This window comes from Marinomonas transparens, assembly GCF_016463975.1.
GTDB lineage: Bacteria > Pseudomonadota > Gammaproteobacteria > Pseudomonadales > Marinomonadaceae > Marinomonas > Marinomonas transparens.
In genome coordinates this window covers 87,205-103,129 of sequence record NZ_JAEMNX010000019.1, presented here as the reverse complement: position 1 = coordinate 103,129, position 15,925 = coordinate 87,205, and the positions used below count along the sequence as shown (strand labels likewise).

Annotated in this window: 13 protein-coding genes; 5 read left to right on the top strand and 8 right to left on the bottom strand. The window is 44.1% G+C overall.

Annotation, left to right across the window (positions count from 1 at the left end; all coding sequences use genetic code 11):
• Positions 1-15 precede the first annotated feature (15 nt).
• From I8J31_RS14955 to I8J31_RS14945, 3 genes are all read right to left on the bottom strand, one after another.
• Positions 16-3,096, bottom strand: coding sequence for an efflux RND transporter permease subunit (locus I8J31_RS14955; RefSeq protein WP_199469379.1), 3,081 nt, complete (start codon positions 3,094-3,096; stop codon positions 16-18).
• Positions 3,096-4,211: an efflux RND transporter periplasmic adaptor subunit gene (locus I8J31_RS14950; protein WP_199469378.1), complete on the bottom strand. Its 1,116-nt coding sequence runs from the start codon at positions 4,209-4,211 to the stop codon at positions 3,096-3,098. The genes I8J31_RS14955 and I8J31_RS14950 overlap by 1 nt, the downstream gene beginning before the upstream one ends.
• 198 nt (positions 4,212-4,409) lie before the next feature.
• A complete protein-coding gene (locus I8J31_RS14945) occupies positions 4,410-5,318 on the bottom strand; it encodes a LysR family transcriptional regulator (RefSeq protein WP_199469377.1) in 909 nt (302 codons plus the stop codon).
• 223 nt (positions 5,319-5,541) lie between these two features.
• On the opposite strand from I8J31_RS14945, the gene I8J31_RS14940 reads away from it, so the two are divergent.
• The 3 genes from I8J31_RS14940 (at position 5,542) to I8J31_RS14930 (ending at position 8,379) form a co-directional block, all read left to right on the top strand.
• Positions 5,542-7,032 carry a CoA-acylating methylmalonate-semialdehyde dehydrogenase gene (locus I8J31_RS14940; protein WP_199469376.1) on the top strand — a complete coding sequence of 497 codons (1,491 nt, stop codon included), beginning with the start codon at positions 5,542-5,544 and terminating at the stop codon, positions 7,030-7,032.
• Positions 7,033-7,467: 435 nt separating this feature from the next.
• Positions 7,468-8,079, top strand: a complete 612-nt coding sequence (locus I8J31_RS14935) for a COG3904 family protein (protein WP_199469375.1) — start codon at positions 7,468-7,470, stop codon at positions 8,077-8,079.
• A gap of 15 nt (positions 8,080-8,094) precedes the next feature.
• Positions 8,095-8,379 carry a DUF1289 domain-containing protein gene (locus I8J31_RS14930; RefSeq protein ID WP_199469374.1) on the top strand — a complete coding sequence of 95 codons (285 nt, stop codon included), beginning with the start codon at positions 8,095-8,097 and terminating at the stop codon, positions 8,377-8,379.
• A gap of 3 nt (positions 8,380-8,382) precedes the next feature.
• Here I8J31_RS14930 and radA read toward each other — a convergent pair whose 3' ends face one another.
• The 4 genes from radA to glnK all read right to left on the bottom strand — a co-directional run bounded on the left by radA (position 8,383) and on the right by glnK (position 13,186).
• A complete protein-coding gene (gene radA / locus I8J31_RS14925; RefSeq protein WP_199469373.1) occupies positions 8,383-9,771 on the bottom strand; it encodes a DNA repair protein RadA in 1,389 nt (462 codons plus the stop codon).
• 96 nt (positions 9,772-9,867) lie between these two features.
• Positions 9,868-11,391, bottom strand: a complete 1,524-nt coding sequence (locus I8J31_RS14920; RefSeq protein ID WP_199469372.1) for a carbon-nitrogen hydrolase family protein — start codon at positions 11,389-11,391, stop codon at positions 9,868-9,870.
• Positions 11,392-11,542: 151 nt separating this feature from the next.
• Positions 11,543-12,808 (bottom strand): ammonium transporter, encoded by a 1,266-nt coding sequence (locus I8J31_RS14915; RefSeq protein WP_199469371.1) that lies wholly within the window; start codon positions 12,806-12,808, stop codon positions 11,543-11,545.
• A gap of 39 nt (positions 12,809-12,847) precedes the next feature.
• Entirely contained in the window at positions 12,848-13,186 is a 339-nt protein-coding gene (glnK, locus tag I8J31_RS14910) for a P-II family nitrogen regulator (RefSeq protein ID WP_024023270.1), read from the bottom strand.
• A gap of 486 nt (positions 13,187-13,672) precedes the next feature.
• Here glnK and I8J31_RS14905 point away from each other — a divergent pair, with 486 nt between their 5' ends.
• Entirely contained in the window at positions 13,673-14,050 is a 378-nt protein-coding gene (locus I8J31_RS14905; protein WP_199469370.1) for an accessory factor UbiK family protein, read from the top strand.
• 4 nt (positions 14,051-14,054) lie between these two features.
• Here I8J31_RS14905 and I8J31_RS14900 read toward each other — a convergent pair whose 3' ends face one another.
• Positions 14,055-14,270, bottom strand: a complete 216-nt coding sequence (locus tag I8J31_RS14900) for a TIGR02450 family Trp-rich protein (protein WP_233402811.1) — start codon at positions 14,268-14,270, stop codon at positions 14,055-14,057.
• A gap of 102 nt (positions 14,271-14,372) precedes the next feature.
• On the opposite strand from I8J31_RS14900, the gene I8J31_RS14895 reads away from it, so the two are divergent.
• Entirely contained in the window at positions 14,373-15,881 is a 1,509-nt protein-coding gene (locus tag I8J31_RS14895; protein WP_199469369.1) for a YifB family Mg chelatase-like AAA ATPase, read from the top strand.
• Positions 15,882-15,925 lie beyond the last annotated feature (44 nt).

Sequence of the window (15,925 nt, the reverse complement as noted above, 5' to 3'; positions counted from 1 at the left end):
TAGATATTATAAAGCTTAATCAAACTCGCTCTGCCTACGGTATTTGACACGGAATAGCAGCAAATAAAAAACCGGCACCATGATCAAGGTTAATATGGTGGCAAAACCAAGACCAAAGGAAATAACGACGGCCATGCCTTGGAAGAAATCATCGGAGAGTAGTGGAATCATACCCAGGATTGTTGTGATGGCCGCCATACAGACTGGTCGCACACGACTTACCGCAGAGTTGAAGATAGCCTGATAGATTTCGGTACCTTGATCTTGCTCAACCTTTATTTGGTCAGCAAGCACAATGCCATTTTTGACTATCATGCCAGAGAGGCTTAGGAAGCCGAGCAAAGCCATGAAGCTAAAGGCGGCATTCATTACCAGTAACCCAGTTGATACACCAATTAATGCCAGTGGCACACAGAACCAGATGGTAAGAGGGACTCGTACTGAGTTGAATAGCACGATAGTAATGATAAACATAAACAAGTAACCCATAGGCAGAGCCTTGAATATATTTGCCTGCGCATCACTACTACTCTCGTATTCGCCTCCCCATTCTAGCTCGTAACCTGGGGGTAGCTGGATCGCTTCAATTGGGCCGCGGATACGATTGAAGATACTGATTGCGGTTTCGTTGCCCAATATACTGGGATCTGCCATAACGGTAATGGTCCGCTTACGATTACGGCGCTCAATACTTGGGTCTTCCCATACAGTTTCAAAGCCAGATACCAAGGTCGATAAAGTCACATAAGAACCAGAAGACGGGCTATATATTTGCAAGTCTCGAATTTGGTCAATGGAAACACGTTCATGTGCCGGAGACGTTTGCATGATAGGCAGCAAATCAGTACCTTCTCGATACAAGCCAATACGAGAGCCCGTAAAGTTGGTTAACAGGACATCATCTAGGTCTGTTTTACTAATACCTAAACGACGTGCTTGGGCATCATTAAAAATAGGACGTAGTACCTTTACTGGCTGACGCCAATTATCTTTAATACTTTCTAGGCCGCCATCGTTACGATAGATCTCCTGAATTTGAGCGCTAAACTGGCGTAGTAATTTGGGGTCTGGCCCACTAATACGAGCTTCTATTTTAGCGCCTGTAGAAGGCCCTATTTGCAAACGTTGTAATTTAACTTCAAGCTCAGGGTAGTCTTCCTGCATTTTTGAATGAAGGTCGAGGAACATCTGAGGAATATCTTCTTTGTGTTTGGTGCGAATGATGAATTGAGCATAGCTTGAGTTTTCTTGCTTCACTTCATAAGTCAACATAAAGCGTAGCGCCCCTTGACCTGTTGTCGAGGTGACATAATCAATACGATCATCTTTCAGCAGGTCTGTTTCAATCGCTTGTACTTTTGCATAGGTATCTTCAATATGCGTTCCTTCAGGCATCTGAACATCCATGTAAAACATAGGTGTTGTGGAGGGCGGAAAGAAATTTTGCTTAACAAATTGAAATGCCCATCCAGAAGTCACTAGGCAGGCAAGTATAAGGGCCACAGATACCCAACGAAAGCGCATCGCTTTGTCTAATAGCCATTTATAGGCGGTGAAAATAAAGCCTTTGTAGGGATCCGTGTCTTCATCACTTTCACCTGCCGCAATGGTTTCTTTAAAGAAAAGATCGCAAAAGAAAGGTGTTAGTGTGATGGCGGTAAACCAACTTAGTAACAGCGAAATCAATAGCACATAAAAGAGTGAACCAACGAATTCACCTACCGCGTCTGGAGACAAGCCGATAGGAGCAAAGGCGGTAACTGCAATAATGGTAGCACCAAGTAGGGGCCATTTGGTTTGTTTAACGATAGCGCTTGAAGCTTGCAGCTTAGTCTGACCGCGCTTCATTCCGATAAGTACGCCCTCCGTTACCACTATGGCGTTATCAACTAACATACCAAGGGCGATAATGAGGCCGCCTAAGGAGATGCGTTGTAGGTTGATCTTAAAATAATCCATTACAATGAAGGTACCAAGAATGGTCAGTAACAGAATAATACCAATTAAAAGACCTGATCGAAGGCCCATGAAGACTAACAACACAAGGATAACGATACCAACAGCCTCTGCAAGATTGAGCAGGAAGTTGGAAACTGAACGGTCTACTTCTTTGGACTGGAAGTAGATAGGATCCATGCTTAAGCCAACAGGTTGTTGATACTTTAACTCTTCAATGCGTTTTTCTAGTGACTCACCTATTTTTACTACGTTGACGCCTGAGGTAAATGAAATTCCTAGTAGCAGTGATTGAGCTCCGTTGAAGTCGACAATATTGGTTTCTGGTGTAACATATTCACGCTTGATCGTTGCTATATCTTTTAAGCGTATCAGCTTGCCGTTGCCATCTGTAGATTGCCCAATAATGAGGTTTTCAAGTTCAGAAATATCTTTAAATTCCCCGGTTGGGCTGATGCGAACGTACTCACTGCCTACTTTTACTTTCCCTGCATTGGAAACACTATTTTGGTTTGCTAGTAGGGTTTGAAATTGACTTGGTGGTATACCCATAAGAGCTAACTTGGCACGAGAAATTTCTAACGTAATTTGCTCATCTTGCTCACCACCGATAGACACTTTTGAAACGCCATCAACGAGAACCAATTCACGTTTCAAATAGTCTACGTAGTTTTTCAGATCCTTGTAGGGATAGCCATCACCATGTACGGCAAGCATAACGCCATACACATCACCGAAGTCATCTATGACCATAGGTGTTGAAACACCAGCTGGGAAACGGCCAGAAATATCGCTAATTTTTTTTCGTACCTCGTCCCAAATTTGCTTTAACTCTCGGGCCCGATAGGACTCTTTAATGGTTAGTTGAACTCTTGAGTAGCCAGCCTTTGACGTAGAAACGACTTTATCCACATAAGGTAGATTCTGTAATTCGTCCTCAATAGGGTAGGTAACTTCTTCTTCTACTTGTTCTGGTGACGCGCCAGGGTAGCTGGTAATGACAATGGCGTCCTTGATGGTGAATTCCGGATCTTCTAGCTGTCCAAGATTGGTAAAAGCAAGCGTACCGCCAATTAAGAGAATTAGCGTTAGCATCCAACTGATGACTTTGCGTTCAATAAAATAAGCTGCAATATCCATTATAGGCCTCGCTCACGTGTCCAAGGGCGAACTTGCATTGTATTGTTCAAGTTATTAGCCCCTGCCGCGACGACTTGGTCGCCAATGTTTAACCCAGATTTAATTTCGATCAAATTACCCTGTAGCGTCCCTAGTTCGACTTTGCGAGATTCGACTTTATTGGTTTCTTTATTAAATACCCATACGGCACTGTTTGCTTCACCTGTGTTGATATCTTCATGGCGAATGACAGCCTCAACAGGCACTACAAAATGTTGTTTCTCGCCTAAAAGCTTGCCTAGGTCTATGTCCACGTTCGCAGCCATACCGGGTAATAGGGTGTTTTTTCTATCGCCATTCCGAATCAGGTTCAACGTAACGTCATAGGCCATGGTGGATTGATCTGGTGTGGTTTTATGTTTTTTATAGGCACCGTATAGTTCTTCATTAGGTGCAACATCGACAACGATTTTCGGCATATAGCCTGTTTGTGCCGATTTGATACTAACGACTAGGTCATCAGGAATTTGAAATTCGACACTCAAATTATTGATGTCTTGGATGTGGATTAGGGTTTGGGTTGCGCTGACGTACTGGAAATTTTCCGTGGAAACAGACGCTATGACACCATCAAAGGGAGCGTAGAGCTTGGTGTACTTTAGTTGGTTTTTTGCAGTTTGCAGGGCGTTATTAACCTGATCCAGATTGGCTTTGGCCGAATCATATTCAGACTGTGTGGTGGCACCTTGCTTCAATATTGTTTGAATACGTTTGAATTGCGTTTGAGCAAGATATTGATTGGCTTTCTCAAGTTCTACCTTGAGTTCGAAGTCTGTTGGGTCAAGTGCGGCAAGCAGGTCGCCTTTCTTAACATGCTGCCCTGCAACGATATTCAGTTCCATTAATTGGCCTCCAACGCGAAAAGCCAAATCGGCTTTTTCACTGGCTTTTAATTCCGCAGGGAAGCGACGAATATTAATCGCATTACTTTGCTCAATAGTCAGTAGTTTTACAGGTCGGATAATTTCTTTTGTGACTGCCGTTTCATCATTGTCATCTGGAGAGCAACCAGTGAGTAAGAGGAAAGTGGCAAGTGTGGCACCAATAAATAGATGGGTACGCTTTGGGCAATTCATTCATTTCTCCGTAAGGACATTGGAAATAATAATCAGATAACCCAATATTATATCTCTACTGAAAAGATATAAACTTTAAAGTATATATTAGAGATATACAGAAATTGGAATACCTTGTGATTTTTTCAAGTATTAAGAGTTCTAATATAGATATTAGGTCGAAATGAAGGAAATTGGGGAAGTGAAGGTGCTAAATCGTTACTTTGTTTTTTCTAATTCTTTGAGAAAGGTTTCTAGAACGAGGTTGGTGCGAGCGCCTTTGCGCGTAATGGCAGAGAATTGAGTAATGTAATGGCATTGGGTTGGTAAAATAGCGCGCATTCTGCCATCGCGAACCCATCGTTCGGCTACATGGTCTGGTAAAAAGCCAATATAACGGCCAGTAAGAATTAAAAAAGCGATACCTTCCCTATCTGTGGCGCTAGCGGCAGGTGTTAAGGGTTGATGCTGAGCCTTGATTTCTGGAGTTTGAGCGTAAGCAGGCAATACGGCATCGTAGTCTTTTAATGTCGCTTTAGAGAGTTTTTTATCTTCTATGCTGAATAAAGGGTGAGTATCGCAGCAATAAAGTTTCGACTCTTCTTCATACAGATGATGATATTCCAATCCGCTTAAAATTTTTAGGTCTGGTACTATCCCAACATGTAATCGTCCATCCAGTACACCACGCTCCACATCGGTGGGTGGAATCATGCGAATGTTAATTTTCACCTGTGGCCCTTGGTCTTTTAGCCCAGCTAGTGCATGGGTAATTCGAGTATAGGGTAAGGTAACTAGGTTATCGGTAATACCTATGTTTAGCTCACCTTTAAGATGCTGGTGGAGTGCGTTGATGTGAGTGCGAAAATCTTCTAAAGAGGAAAGCAACTGCAAGGTATATTCATACACTTGACTGCCTTCATTGGTGAGAGAAAAACCAGATCGTCCCCGTTGGCATAATTTAAAACCTAAACGAACCTCTAAGTCAGACATAGCAATGCTTATAGCGGCTCGGCTGATATTGAGATCTACTTCCGCAGCAGAAAACCCACCACACTCCACAACCGTTTTGAAAATACGCAAGATACGTAAGTCTGCATCGCTTGTTTGCCCCTGAAACTTTTTCATTAACAGCTCCGTAATAGAATGAGTTTGTTGTATCTAGCGAACCAGTTATTTGCTGTTTTCTAAGTAAAAGATTAGTTAACTAATGGGTTAACTAAGCGTTAATAGAATCGACTTTCTATAATCTATGACTGTTGGCATAGTAGTGTCAATCTTCAATGTTTATTTGCCTTTATTATCTTATCAAAAGGCTAAAAACAATTATCACTGACTATATGGAGCGTTCATGGAAACCATCGGACATTTAATTGGCGGCAAGTTATCTGAGCAAGCCTCACGTACTCAAGATGTGTTTAATCCTGCCACGGGGAAAGTGGCTAAAAAGGTGGCCATTGCTTCAAAAGAAACCGTTGAAGAGGCCATCGCCGTTGCCCAAGCAGCCTATCCTGAATGGCGTAATACACCGGCCCTGAAACGTGCTCGCATTATGTTTAACTATAAGGTGTTATTGGAAAAACATTCTGATCGTATTTGTGAACTGATTGGGGCTGAGCATGGCAAGATCTGTCACGATGCGGCCGGCGAACTGCAACGCGGTATTGAAAACGTTGAATATGCCTGTGGTGCGCCAGAATTATTGAAAGGTGAATTCAGCAAAAATGTCGGTCCGAATATTGATTCTTGGAGTGAGTTCCAGCCGCTTGGTGTGGTGGCTGGCATAACTCCCTTTAACTTCCCCGCAATGGTGCCTTTGTGGATGTTTCCGATGGCGATAGTTTGCGGTAATACCTTTGTATTGAAACCATCTGAGCGAGATCCGAGTACGGCTTTGTATATTGCCGAACTTTTGCATGAAGCTGGCTTGCCTGCTGGGGTCTTTAATGTGGTAAACGGTGATAAGGTTGCGGTTGATACATTATTAGAAGACAAGCGTGTCAAAGCGGTGAGCTTTGTCGGTTCTACTCCTATTGCGGAATATATCTATAGCAAAGCCAGCGCCAATGGTAAACGCTGCCAAGCTTTGGGGGGTGCAAAAAACCATGCCATCGTGATGCCTGATGCCGATATGGACAACGTTGTAAGTCAATTACTTGGCGCGGCATTTGGTTCTTCTGGTGAGCGCTGCATGGCGTTGTCTGTTGCCGTTGCCGTTGGCAAAGACGCGGGTGATGCCTTAATCAGTAAAATGGCCGAAGCGATGAAACCTCTCAAGGTAGGGGAGTGCTCAGACAAATCGAACGACTTTGGTCCTGTTATTACCAAAGAGCATAAAGATAAAGTGGTGGGCTTTATTGATAGCGCTGAAGCGCAAGGTGCAACGATTGTGGTTGATGGCCGTCACCCAAGCGTTGAAGGTTATGCGAATGGTTTTTTTGTGGGCGCGACGTTAATTGATGGTGTGACCAAAGAGATGGAAAGCTATCAGCAAGAAATTTTTGGTCCAGTACTGCAAGTGATTCGAGTCGATACCATGGAACAAGCGATGACCTTAATTAACGACCACGAATACGGCAACGGTACCTGTATTTTTACCCGTGATGGTGAAGCGGCGCGTTATTTTTCTGATCATATTGAAGTGGGTATGGTTGGTATCAATGTGCCTTTACCTGTGCCAGTGGCCTATCACAGTTTTGGTGGTTGGAAGCGTTCTTTGTTTGGTGACCTTCATGCATATGGTCCAGATGCGGTGCGTTTTTATACCAAACGTAAAACCATTACTCAGCGTTGGCCTTCAGCGGGTGTGCGTGAGGGGAAGAGTTTTGCTTTCCCCTCTTAGTTTAATTCCAGATGTTTCTTTCTATTCTCTTTAGTTCAGTGAGAAATGTTTTATTGGCTGCTTATCACATGATAAGTGGCCATTTTTTTATGTTTAAAAAAGTGTTAGTTATTGCAAGGTCTAGGGAAGGTGCGAACAAGCCCTCTTGTCACGGCAATCGCTCCTGCATTGCCCTACTACACCACATCCTTGTGCTTATGCATTGCCCTAATTATCTACATCCATGTAGGCATACGGGTCTTTCAGAGAAAACGCCATACTTCGTTGTGACTCTTTGAAAGGTACCTACATTCCTTCAGAGCCACGTCTTATCTGGCGATTTCTCTGAAAGACTGAGGCTTAGTAGACTTATTCGCACCTTCCCTAGGAATTACTTGCGTTTTTAGCCTAGTATGGCTGAATACTAAGATGATTTTTCAACTCATTGGATGCTGAATGAATACCAAGATACCCTACTTAAGCACGATCAAGTGGTTATTGCTTTGTGCTTCTATTGTGCTTGCCGGTTGTGTTGCCTCCTCTGTACAGCAGAATAATGGACTCACAGATGGCGAATTAAGTATTGAAGTAGAAAACAACACGGCTTATTTATCTGGTGTCTTAGGCCATGATTTAGTTGAGAAGCTAACGGATTTTGTTAAGCAAAACCCTAATATCACGGATCTTGTGTTGGTTGATATTCCTGGGTCTGTGGATCAAGAAGCTACCATGGAAGGCGCTCGTTTGATTCATCGTCTTGGGCTGAATACTCATATTGCTCGAACTGGCTATGTTTTATCTGGTGGGGTGGATCTCTTTCTTGGCGGTATTGAACGTACCATTGGTGCCGGAGCGGGTGTTGGTGTGCATTCTTGGTCTGATGGCTCTAGCATTAAAGCAACAGAAGTTAATATGGCTGATTCGATTCACGCAACCTATGTGAATTTTTACTTGGAAATGGGCGTGCCAGATCGATTTTATTGGTTTTCGCTAGACGCTGCGCCCGCAGACAGGGTGTATTTTCTATCTCCAGAAGAAGTGTATGACTTTCAACTAGTTACGCAATAAGACGGAGGAGGGCGTATGGAGCAAATTGAACTGTTTACCGTAGAAAGCCCTTGTCGTAGTGTGTGTGTGAATAGCAAAAAGGGTTTCTGCAAAGGTTGTTTGCGCAGTCGAGAAGAACGCTTTCACTGGTTTTCTTTATCTAATGAAGAACGTTTTCACATCTTAGAATTATGTAAACATCGACGCGCACGTTTACTTAAAGCTCGAGCTGACCGCTTAGAAGCCGATTCGGCCAAGGCTCTACCTTATGGTATGGAGGATGAGCCCGTGGCAGACCTATTTCAATTGAGCAATGACTAAGGTTTAGTGTTCGAAAATCGCTTCTAAGGCTTCCGAAAGTCGTTCTACGCCAATGACGGTCATGCCTTCGATAGGCTTTTTAGGACAATTGGCCTTTGGAACGACGGCTCGAGTAAAGCCATGTTTGGCTGCTTCGCTAATGCGCTCTTGTCCTGATGGGACAGGGCGAATTTCTCCAGATAACCCAACTTCTCCTAATACCACCAGATCGTGTGGTAAAACCATATCGCGAAAGCTGGATACCACCGCAGAAATTGCGGCCAGATCTGCGCTGGTTTCGAGCACTTTTACACCACCGACTACATTGAGGTAAACATCTTGATCTGATGTCAGCAAACCACCGTGTTTGTGCAAAACAGCCAACAGCATAGCGAGACGATTATGATCGAAGCCTACTGTGATTCGTCTTGGGTTACCAAGCAGAGAGTCATCCACCAGCGCTTGCAGCTCCACTAACAACGGGCGAGTTCCTTCCCAAACGACCATGACAAGGCTGCCAGCAGCAGGGTGATTGCTACGATTCAAGAAGATCGAACTTGGATTTTTTACTTCCTTGAGGCCATTCTCTAGCATGGCGAAAACCCCCAGTTCGTTGATGGCACCAAAGCGGTTTTTCATACCTCTTAGGGTGCGAAAACGTGAGTCTTCGGAACCCTCTAATAGTACTGAGCAATCCACCATATGCTCCAATACTTTTGGGCCTGCCAATGTGCCGTCTTTCGTTACGTGACCTACTAGCAAGACTGCGGTTTGGGTTTGCTTGGCGAAACGGGTGAGAACAGCGGCACTTTCTCTAACTTGAGAAACGCTACCTGGTGCCGATTCAATACCATCCAAATGCATAACCTGAATGGAGTCGATGACCATGACTTTCGGTTTGACTTGTTGAGCGGTGGTTAAGATGGCTTCTACATTGGTTTCCGATAGCATTTTCAGGTTCTGAGTCGGCAATCCAAGACGCTTAGCCCGCATGGCAACTTGTTGCAGGGACTCTTCTCCTGTGACATATAAGGCACTTTGTTGTTGTGCCAACCAACACATGGTTTGCAACAATAGGGTGCTTTTACCGGCGCCGGGTGAACCACCGATTAATACCACACCGCCGGGGACTAAACCGCCCCCCAATACGCGGTCAAATTCATTGGCGCCAGAGCTGAACCGTGGTACGTCACCTAAATCAATGTCTGATAAATTCTGTATGCCAGTAACGGCGCCTGCGTAGCCTTGATAGCGTGGGTCTTGGTTCGCAGAAACGCGTGCTGAGGTTTTTCCAGAGGTTAAGCGGATTTCGGATAAGGAGTTCCATGCACCACAGGCTTGGCATTGGCCTTGCCACTTAGCGTAGTCAGAACCGCACTCATTGCAGACAAAGGCAGTTTTTGCTTTGGCCATGATCTTCTCTTTATGAAGCGAGAAGGTGATTTATCAGCTTCTCGTGATAATGAATTAGTGAATAACGTCCATGTTATCATAGGGCAAACTGTAGAGTTATTTTTTCCAGTTAAGTGAATAAAGGTCAGTTCGGCGATCTTTTAAATTATTTACCGAGCCTTCGCTTCGAGTTAACTTCAGCTTATCAAGGTCTAGATCTGAGAACATGATCATTTCGCTATTAGGGGTCGTCTCAGCCATGATAGCGTCATGTGGATAGGAAAAGTCGGATGGAGAAAATACCGCACTTTGGGCGTATTGAATGTCCAAATTTTCAACTTGAGGCAAGTTGCCACAGCTGCCGCATATAACCACGTAGCATTCATTCTCTATGGCACGGGCTTGAGCGCAATTGCGTACTCGTAGGTAGCCGTTTTTAGTATCGGTCCAGAAGGGGACAAAAAGGATATCCATATCTTGTTCTGCGAGCAAACGGCCCAGCTCTGGGAATTCCACATCGTAACAAATCAAAATACCAATACGGCCTGCATCGGTGTCAAAGACCTTAAGATCATTGCCACCTTCTATAATCCAGTCACGTCGCTCATGTGGTGTGATATGGATTTTTTTCTGTTCTTCTACCGTGCCATCGCGACGGCATAAATAGCTGATATTATAGCTGACATCATTTTCAATTAACGGCATAGAGCCAGTAATTACATTGATGTTATAGCTGACCGCCAGTTGAGACATTTCATTTTTGAAACGTTCAGTAAAGCTTGCCAGAAAACGAATGGCTTCTGTCTGGTTTTTTTGGTCTGGGCTTAAGCCGATTAATGGCGCATTGAAGAACTCTGGAAATAAAACAAAATCACTCTGATAATCCGACACAGCATCAATGAAATACTCTACCTGTGTTAATAGCTCATCGACACTTTCTACTTCACGCATTTGCCATTGAATCGCACCAATTCGAACTTGTGTCTTTTTTGATCGAATGACGGTGGTTTCCGGTGCAAAGAAGATATTTTTCCATTCTAAAAGTGTTGCATAACCTTGTGACTTTTCATCTTCTGGAAGGTAGCGTTTTAATAGTCGAGTGACTTGAAAGTCGTTGGATAATTGAAAGGTTAAAGTCGGGTCATAAACGCGACGTTCACGGACGGCATCCAAGTATTCAGCTGCCGACATTTCATGGGCATGTTCATGGTAGTTAGGGATACGGCCACCAGCCAGAATGGCACGGAGGTTATGTTGACGACAGAGCTCTTTGCGGGCTTCGTAAAGGCGGCGACCAAGACGGTAGCCTCGGTATTCCGGTGCGATCAATAGGTCTAAACCGTACATGGCATCGCCCTTAGGATCGTTCAAGAGGTTTTCTTTTTGGTCAATTAGGTCGTCATAGGTGTGGGGGTTACTAAAGCGTTGGTAGCTCGCTTGCACGGAGAGGGCAATGCCGACAATCTTGTCATGATCTTCGAGGCAAATTTGGCCTTCAGGAAAGTCTTTAATTAATTTATGTATGGTGTGTTCAGGCCAAGAACCACCTATGTCATGGTAGACCTTATCCATTAATACTTTTACTTCCTCGTAATCTTTGTTGGTCAAATTACGAATTTTTAAATGTAAATCTTCTAGCATGAGGAACCCTAATAATCGGTTAGATTTTCAGACATTATGACGTTAAACATTATGACGAGGCTATGAGTTATAAAGAATTTCTTTTTACAAAAAGAAAAACCCCGCCGAAGCGAGGTTTTTATTGAGCAAGCTTTAATGCTTACGGAATGACTTATTTTTTGCTGAATTCTGGGTACGCTTCCATACCACATTCAGAAAGGTCAACACCTTCGTATTCTTCTTCTTCAGAGACACGAACACCCATGATGGCTTTGATGATCAACCAAGTAACAAGGCTGGCAGCGAAGACCCAAACAAAGATGGTGATTGCACCAACGATTTGTGCGTAGAAAGAAGCGCCATCGTTAGTTAGTGGCACTGCTAACAAGCCCCAAAGACCAACCACACCGTGAACAGAGATCGCGCCCACTGGATCATCAATTTTGAGTTTGTCTAGAGTCAGGATAGATACCACTACGATCAGACCACCGACAACACCAATGAGTGTTGCACCAAGGGCAGAAGGAGTAGAAGGTTCAGCTGTAATAGCAACCAGACCTGCCAATGCACCGTTAAGAAGCATGGTTAGATCCGCTTTACCGAATAGAATGCGAGCAAGGATAAGAGCACCAATCGCACCACCAGCCGCTGCAGCATTCGTGTTTAGGAACACCATAGCAACAGAGTTAGCGCTAGCGATATCGCCAAGTTTCAATACAGAACCACCGTTGAAACCGAACCAACCCATCCAAAGGATGAAAGTACCTAGTGTCGCTAGAGGTAGGTTAGCACCAGGAATCGCACGTACTTCACCGTTAGGGCCATATTTGCCTTTACGAGCCCCAAGTATTATTACACCAGCTAGTGCAGCAGCCGCACCTGCCATATGAACGATACCAGAGCCTGCGAAATCAGAGAAACCGATGTCGCCAAGGCTGTACATACCGAATACAGAACCGCCACCCCAAGTCCAGTTACCTTCCATTGGGTAGATGAAGGCAGTCATAACAACGGCAAAGATAAGGAATGACCAAAGCTTCATACGTTCAGCGACAGCACCAGATACAATGGACATAGCCGTTGCAACGAATACCACTTGGAAGAAGAAGTCAGAAGCGCCAGAGTAGATTGAACCGCCTTCAAAACCGTCTTCACGACCTGCAAAGTCAGTTAGAGTAGAGCTAACATCTACGTCTTGGATACCGCTTAGGAACCAATCACCACCGTACATTAGGTGGTAACCACATACTAGGTACATGATGCAGGAAATCGCGAACAAAGCGACGTTTTTAGTCAGAATTTCTGTCGTGTTTTTAGCTCGTACTAGGCCTGCTTCAAGCATGGCAAAGCCAGCTGCCATCCACATAACCAGTGCGCCACACACCAAGAAGTAAAAGGTGTCCATGGCATATTGTAAGTGAAAAATTTGATCTTGCATGTTTCGCCCCCCTAAAGGCTTGTAAGATTCGAGCAGTGATTAAACTGCTTCTACCCCAGTCTCTCCGGTACGAATACGAACCGCTTGTTCTAGATTAACGATAAAGATTTTACCGTCGCCGATTTTACCTGTATTCGCTGCACCAGTTATTGCTTCGACAACTTGGTCAGTCATATCGTCAGCAATGGCGAGTTCGATTTTTACTTTTGGTAGAAAATCCACTACGTATTCTGCACCACGGTATAGCTCTGTATGGCCTTTTTGACGTCCGAAACCTTTTACTTCTGTTACGGTGATGCCTTGAACACCAATTTCAGAAAGGGCTTCTCGAACATCATCGAGTTTAAATGGCTTGATGATGGCTGTTATAAGCTTCATACCCACTGTCTCCTTTTATAGTTAAAGTCAGTTTATTGTCTTATCGTAGGTAGGTAGGCTTATTCAATATGTGTGCCACATGTGAAAACACCAGTGTAACCGCCATGCTGTAAAGGTTTTGTTATTTTTAAGGAAGTACCAATGACCAAATAGGCTTGATTTAGTGCGGCATCTTAGGGGCGTCGTTTGTTTTGCGTTCTTTTTTGGTGCGATGTTTGTTTTGTGGTTTGTATGAAAACTCTATTGTGTTGTTTTATATATAAAATAATTGCTTTCTTATGTGCTTACGGTGTGCCCTGTTTAGAAAAAAATGTCTTGTTTTTACGGAGCTGTATCTATTTTTTGCACAGTATAGGGGCGCAACATGTGCGTTGGGGGGCGTGCTCATAATTGACCTTTATTAACTTAGCGAGATATTAGGCCAAGACACTTGGCACTTAGGCTTTTATACTAAAGAGATATTGTAAGTGATAAAGTGAGGATGAAATGCTAAATCAATTTATAAAGCAATTAGGGGCAGGCTTAGAACAAGCTGCTGATACCTTGGCTAAATTACCGAAAGAAGAAATACAGGGACAATTGCATCAGGTGGCTCGAAATACTTTGATGAAGATGGATCTGGTGACTCGTGAAGAATTTGAAGTGCAAGCGGCTATGTTGGCAAAGTACCGTGAACGTTTGATGGCTTTAGAAGCACGTATTACTGAATTAGAAACGCCTGCTTTGGTCGTTAAGAAAGCACCGGCGAAGCGAGCACCTGCGGCAAAAAAAGCGCCTGCGGCCAAAAAGGCCCCAGTGAGAAAAACGACTGCTAAGGCGGCGACTAAGAGTGCCGCACCTGCAGAGGCAGAACCTAAAGAGTAAGTCGTTACTTCCAGCCTTGTTGCCAATTCTCTGTACTTTTGAGATCCTGCCATCTTATGGTGTACTGCTTTTTGGTTATTGCGGCCTCAAGGATGCAGTTAACAATCGTATTTTGTTCATCACGAATGAGCTTAATGACGATGAAATGCTTTTCTCTTTGCTTGGGTGAAGTCGACGTCCATTTAGAGAGAAGTAATTTGGTTGGGTTTATCTGATGCATTTGAATGTGCAATCTCATAATAGATAAGGATGTTTATACGCAAGAAGTGAAGAGCTGGATTGCTTGTCGCTTTATAAAATGAAGTAAGATCAAGGAGTGATCATGAGTTTAGCGACCCTCTATAGCCGTGCACGTGTTGGCGTGGCTTCTCCATTGGTGACGGTGGAAACACATATTTCCAACGGATTACCTTCTCTTAACATTGTTGGTCTGCCTGAAGCGGCGGTACGTGAAGCAAAAGATCGTGTGCGTAGCGCTATTATTAACAGCCATTTTGAATTTCCTACCCGGCGTGTCACCATCAATTTGGCGCCTGCAGATTTACCTAAAGAAGGTGGTCGTTATGATTTGGCTATTGCCATTAGTGTATTGGCTGCGTCAGGCCAATTGGGAGAAATAAATCTACGTGGCTTTGAATTCATTGGTGAACTGGCTCTGTCAGGTGAAGTGCGTGGCGTCCCCGGTTTATTGCCTTCTGCTATTGCCTGCCATCAATCAAATCGACAATTAATATTGCCAGAAGAAAATCAGCAAGAAGCGGCTTTGGTGGAAGGTGATGCCGTGTTCGCTAAACATCTTACTCAAGTAACGGCGCACTTACTCAAACAATCTTTATTACCTGCTTGCCTTGTTAAACCTTCTGAACCTTTGCCTCTAGAGCATAAAGATATGAAGGATGTAAAAGGTCAATATCAGGCGAGGCGAGCTCTAGAAGTTGCAGCAGCAGGCGGCCATAACCTTTTATTCATTGGGCCTGCGGGAACAGGTAAAACCATGCTGGCGTCCCGTTTGCCCAGTATTATGCCAGTGATGACAGAAGAAGAAGCCCTTGCGGTTGCATCAGTGCAGTCGGTGGCAGGGCGAAAAATGGGCCTAGATTGGCATTGGTCTGAGCGACCCTTTCGTTCACCGCATCATTCTTGTTCGGCTGCAGCGCTTGTCGGTGGCGGTTCCATTCCTAAACCAGGTGAGGCTTCTTTGGCCCATTGTGGTGTTTTATTTCTTGATGAACTTCCTGAGTTTGACCGCAAAGTCTTGGAGGTTTTAAGGGAACCACTAGAAAACGGCGAAGTTCACATTTCTCGCGCTCGAGGACAAGTTACCTTTCCGGCACGTTTTCAATTGGTCGCCGCAATGAATGCCAGTAATGAAGCCTATACGGGAGGGCAAGATTATTACCAGTCCAGTGCCAGCCAAAAATATCTCAAAAAACTTTCGGCACCTTTTTTAGACCGCATTGACTTACATGTGGAGGTGCCTCCTTTGCCCTCAACTATTTTAGTCAACGCTCAAGAAGAAGGGGAATCTAGCGAGGTAATACGCCAGCGAGTTGAAGTGGCGGTAGAGCGGCAAAGAGCAAGGCAAGGCTTGCGTAATAATCAACTTAGCGGACGACAACTGGAGACTATTTGTGCATTGAATGATGCTGATAAGGCTTTTATGCAGCAAGCCTTAGAAACCCTAAAACTCTCGGCTCGCGCTTATCACAGGGTATTAAAAGTGGCATTAACCTTGGCAGATTTAAGTGCCTGTGAAGTACAAAGAAAGCATTTAATGGAATCTTTGAGTTATCGGAAAATGGAGAAGACGCTTACCTCGGTGGCATCTTAATAAAAAATGCATTGTTTATAAAATAGACAGTTGGCAAGGTTAGG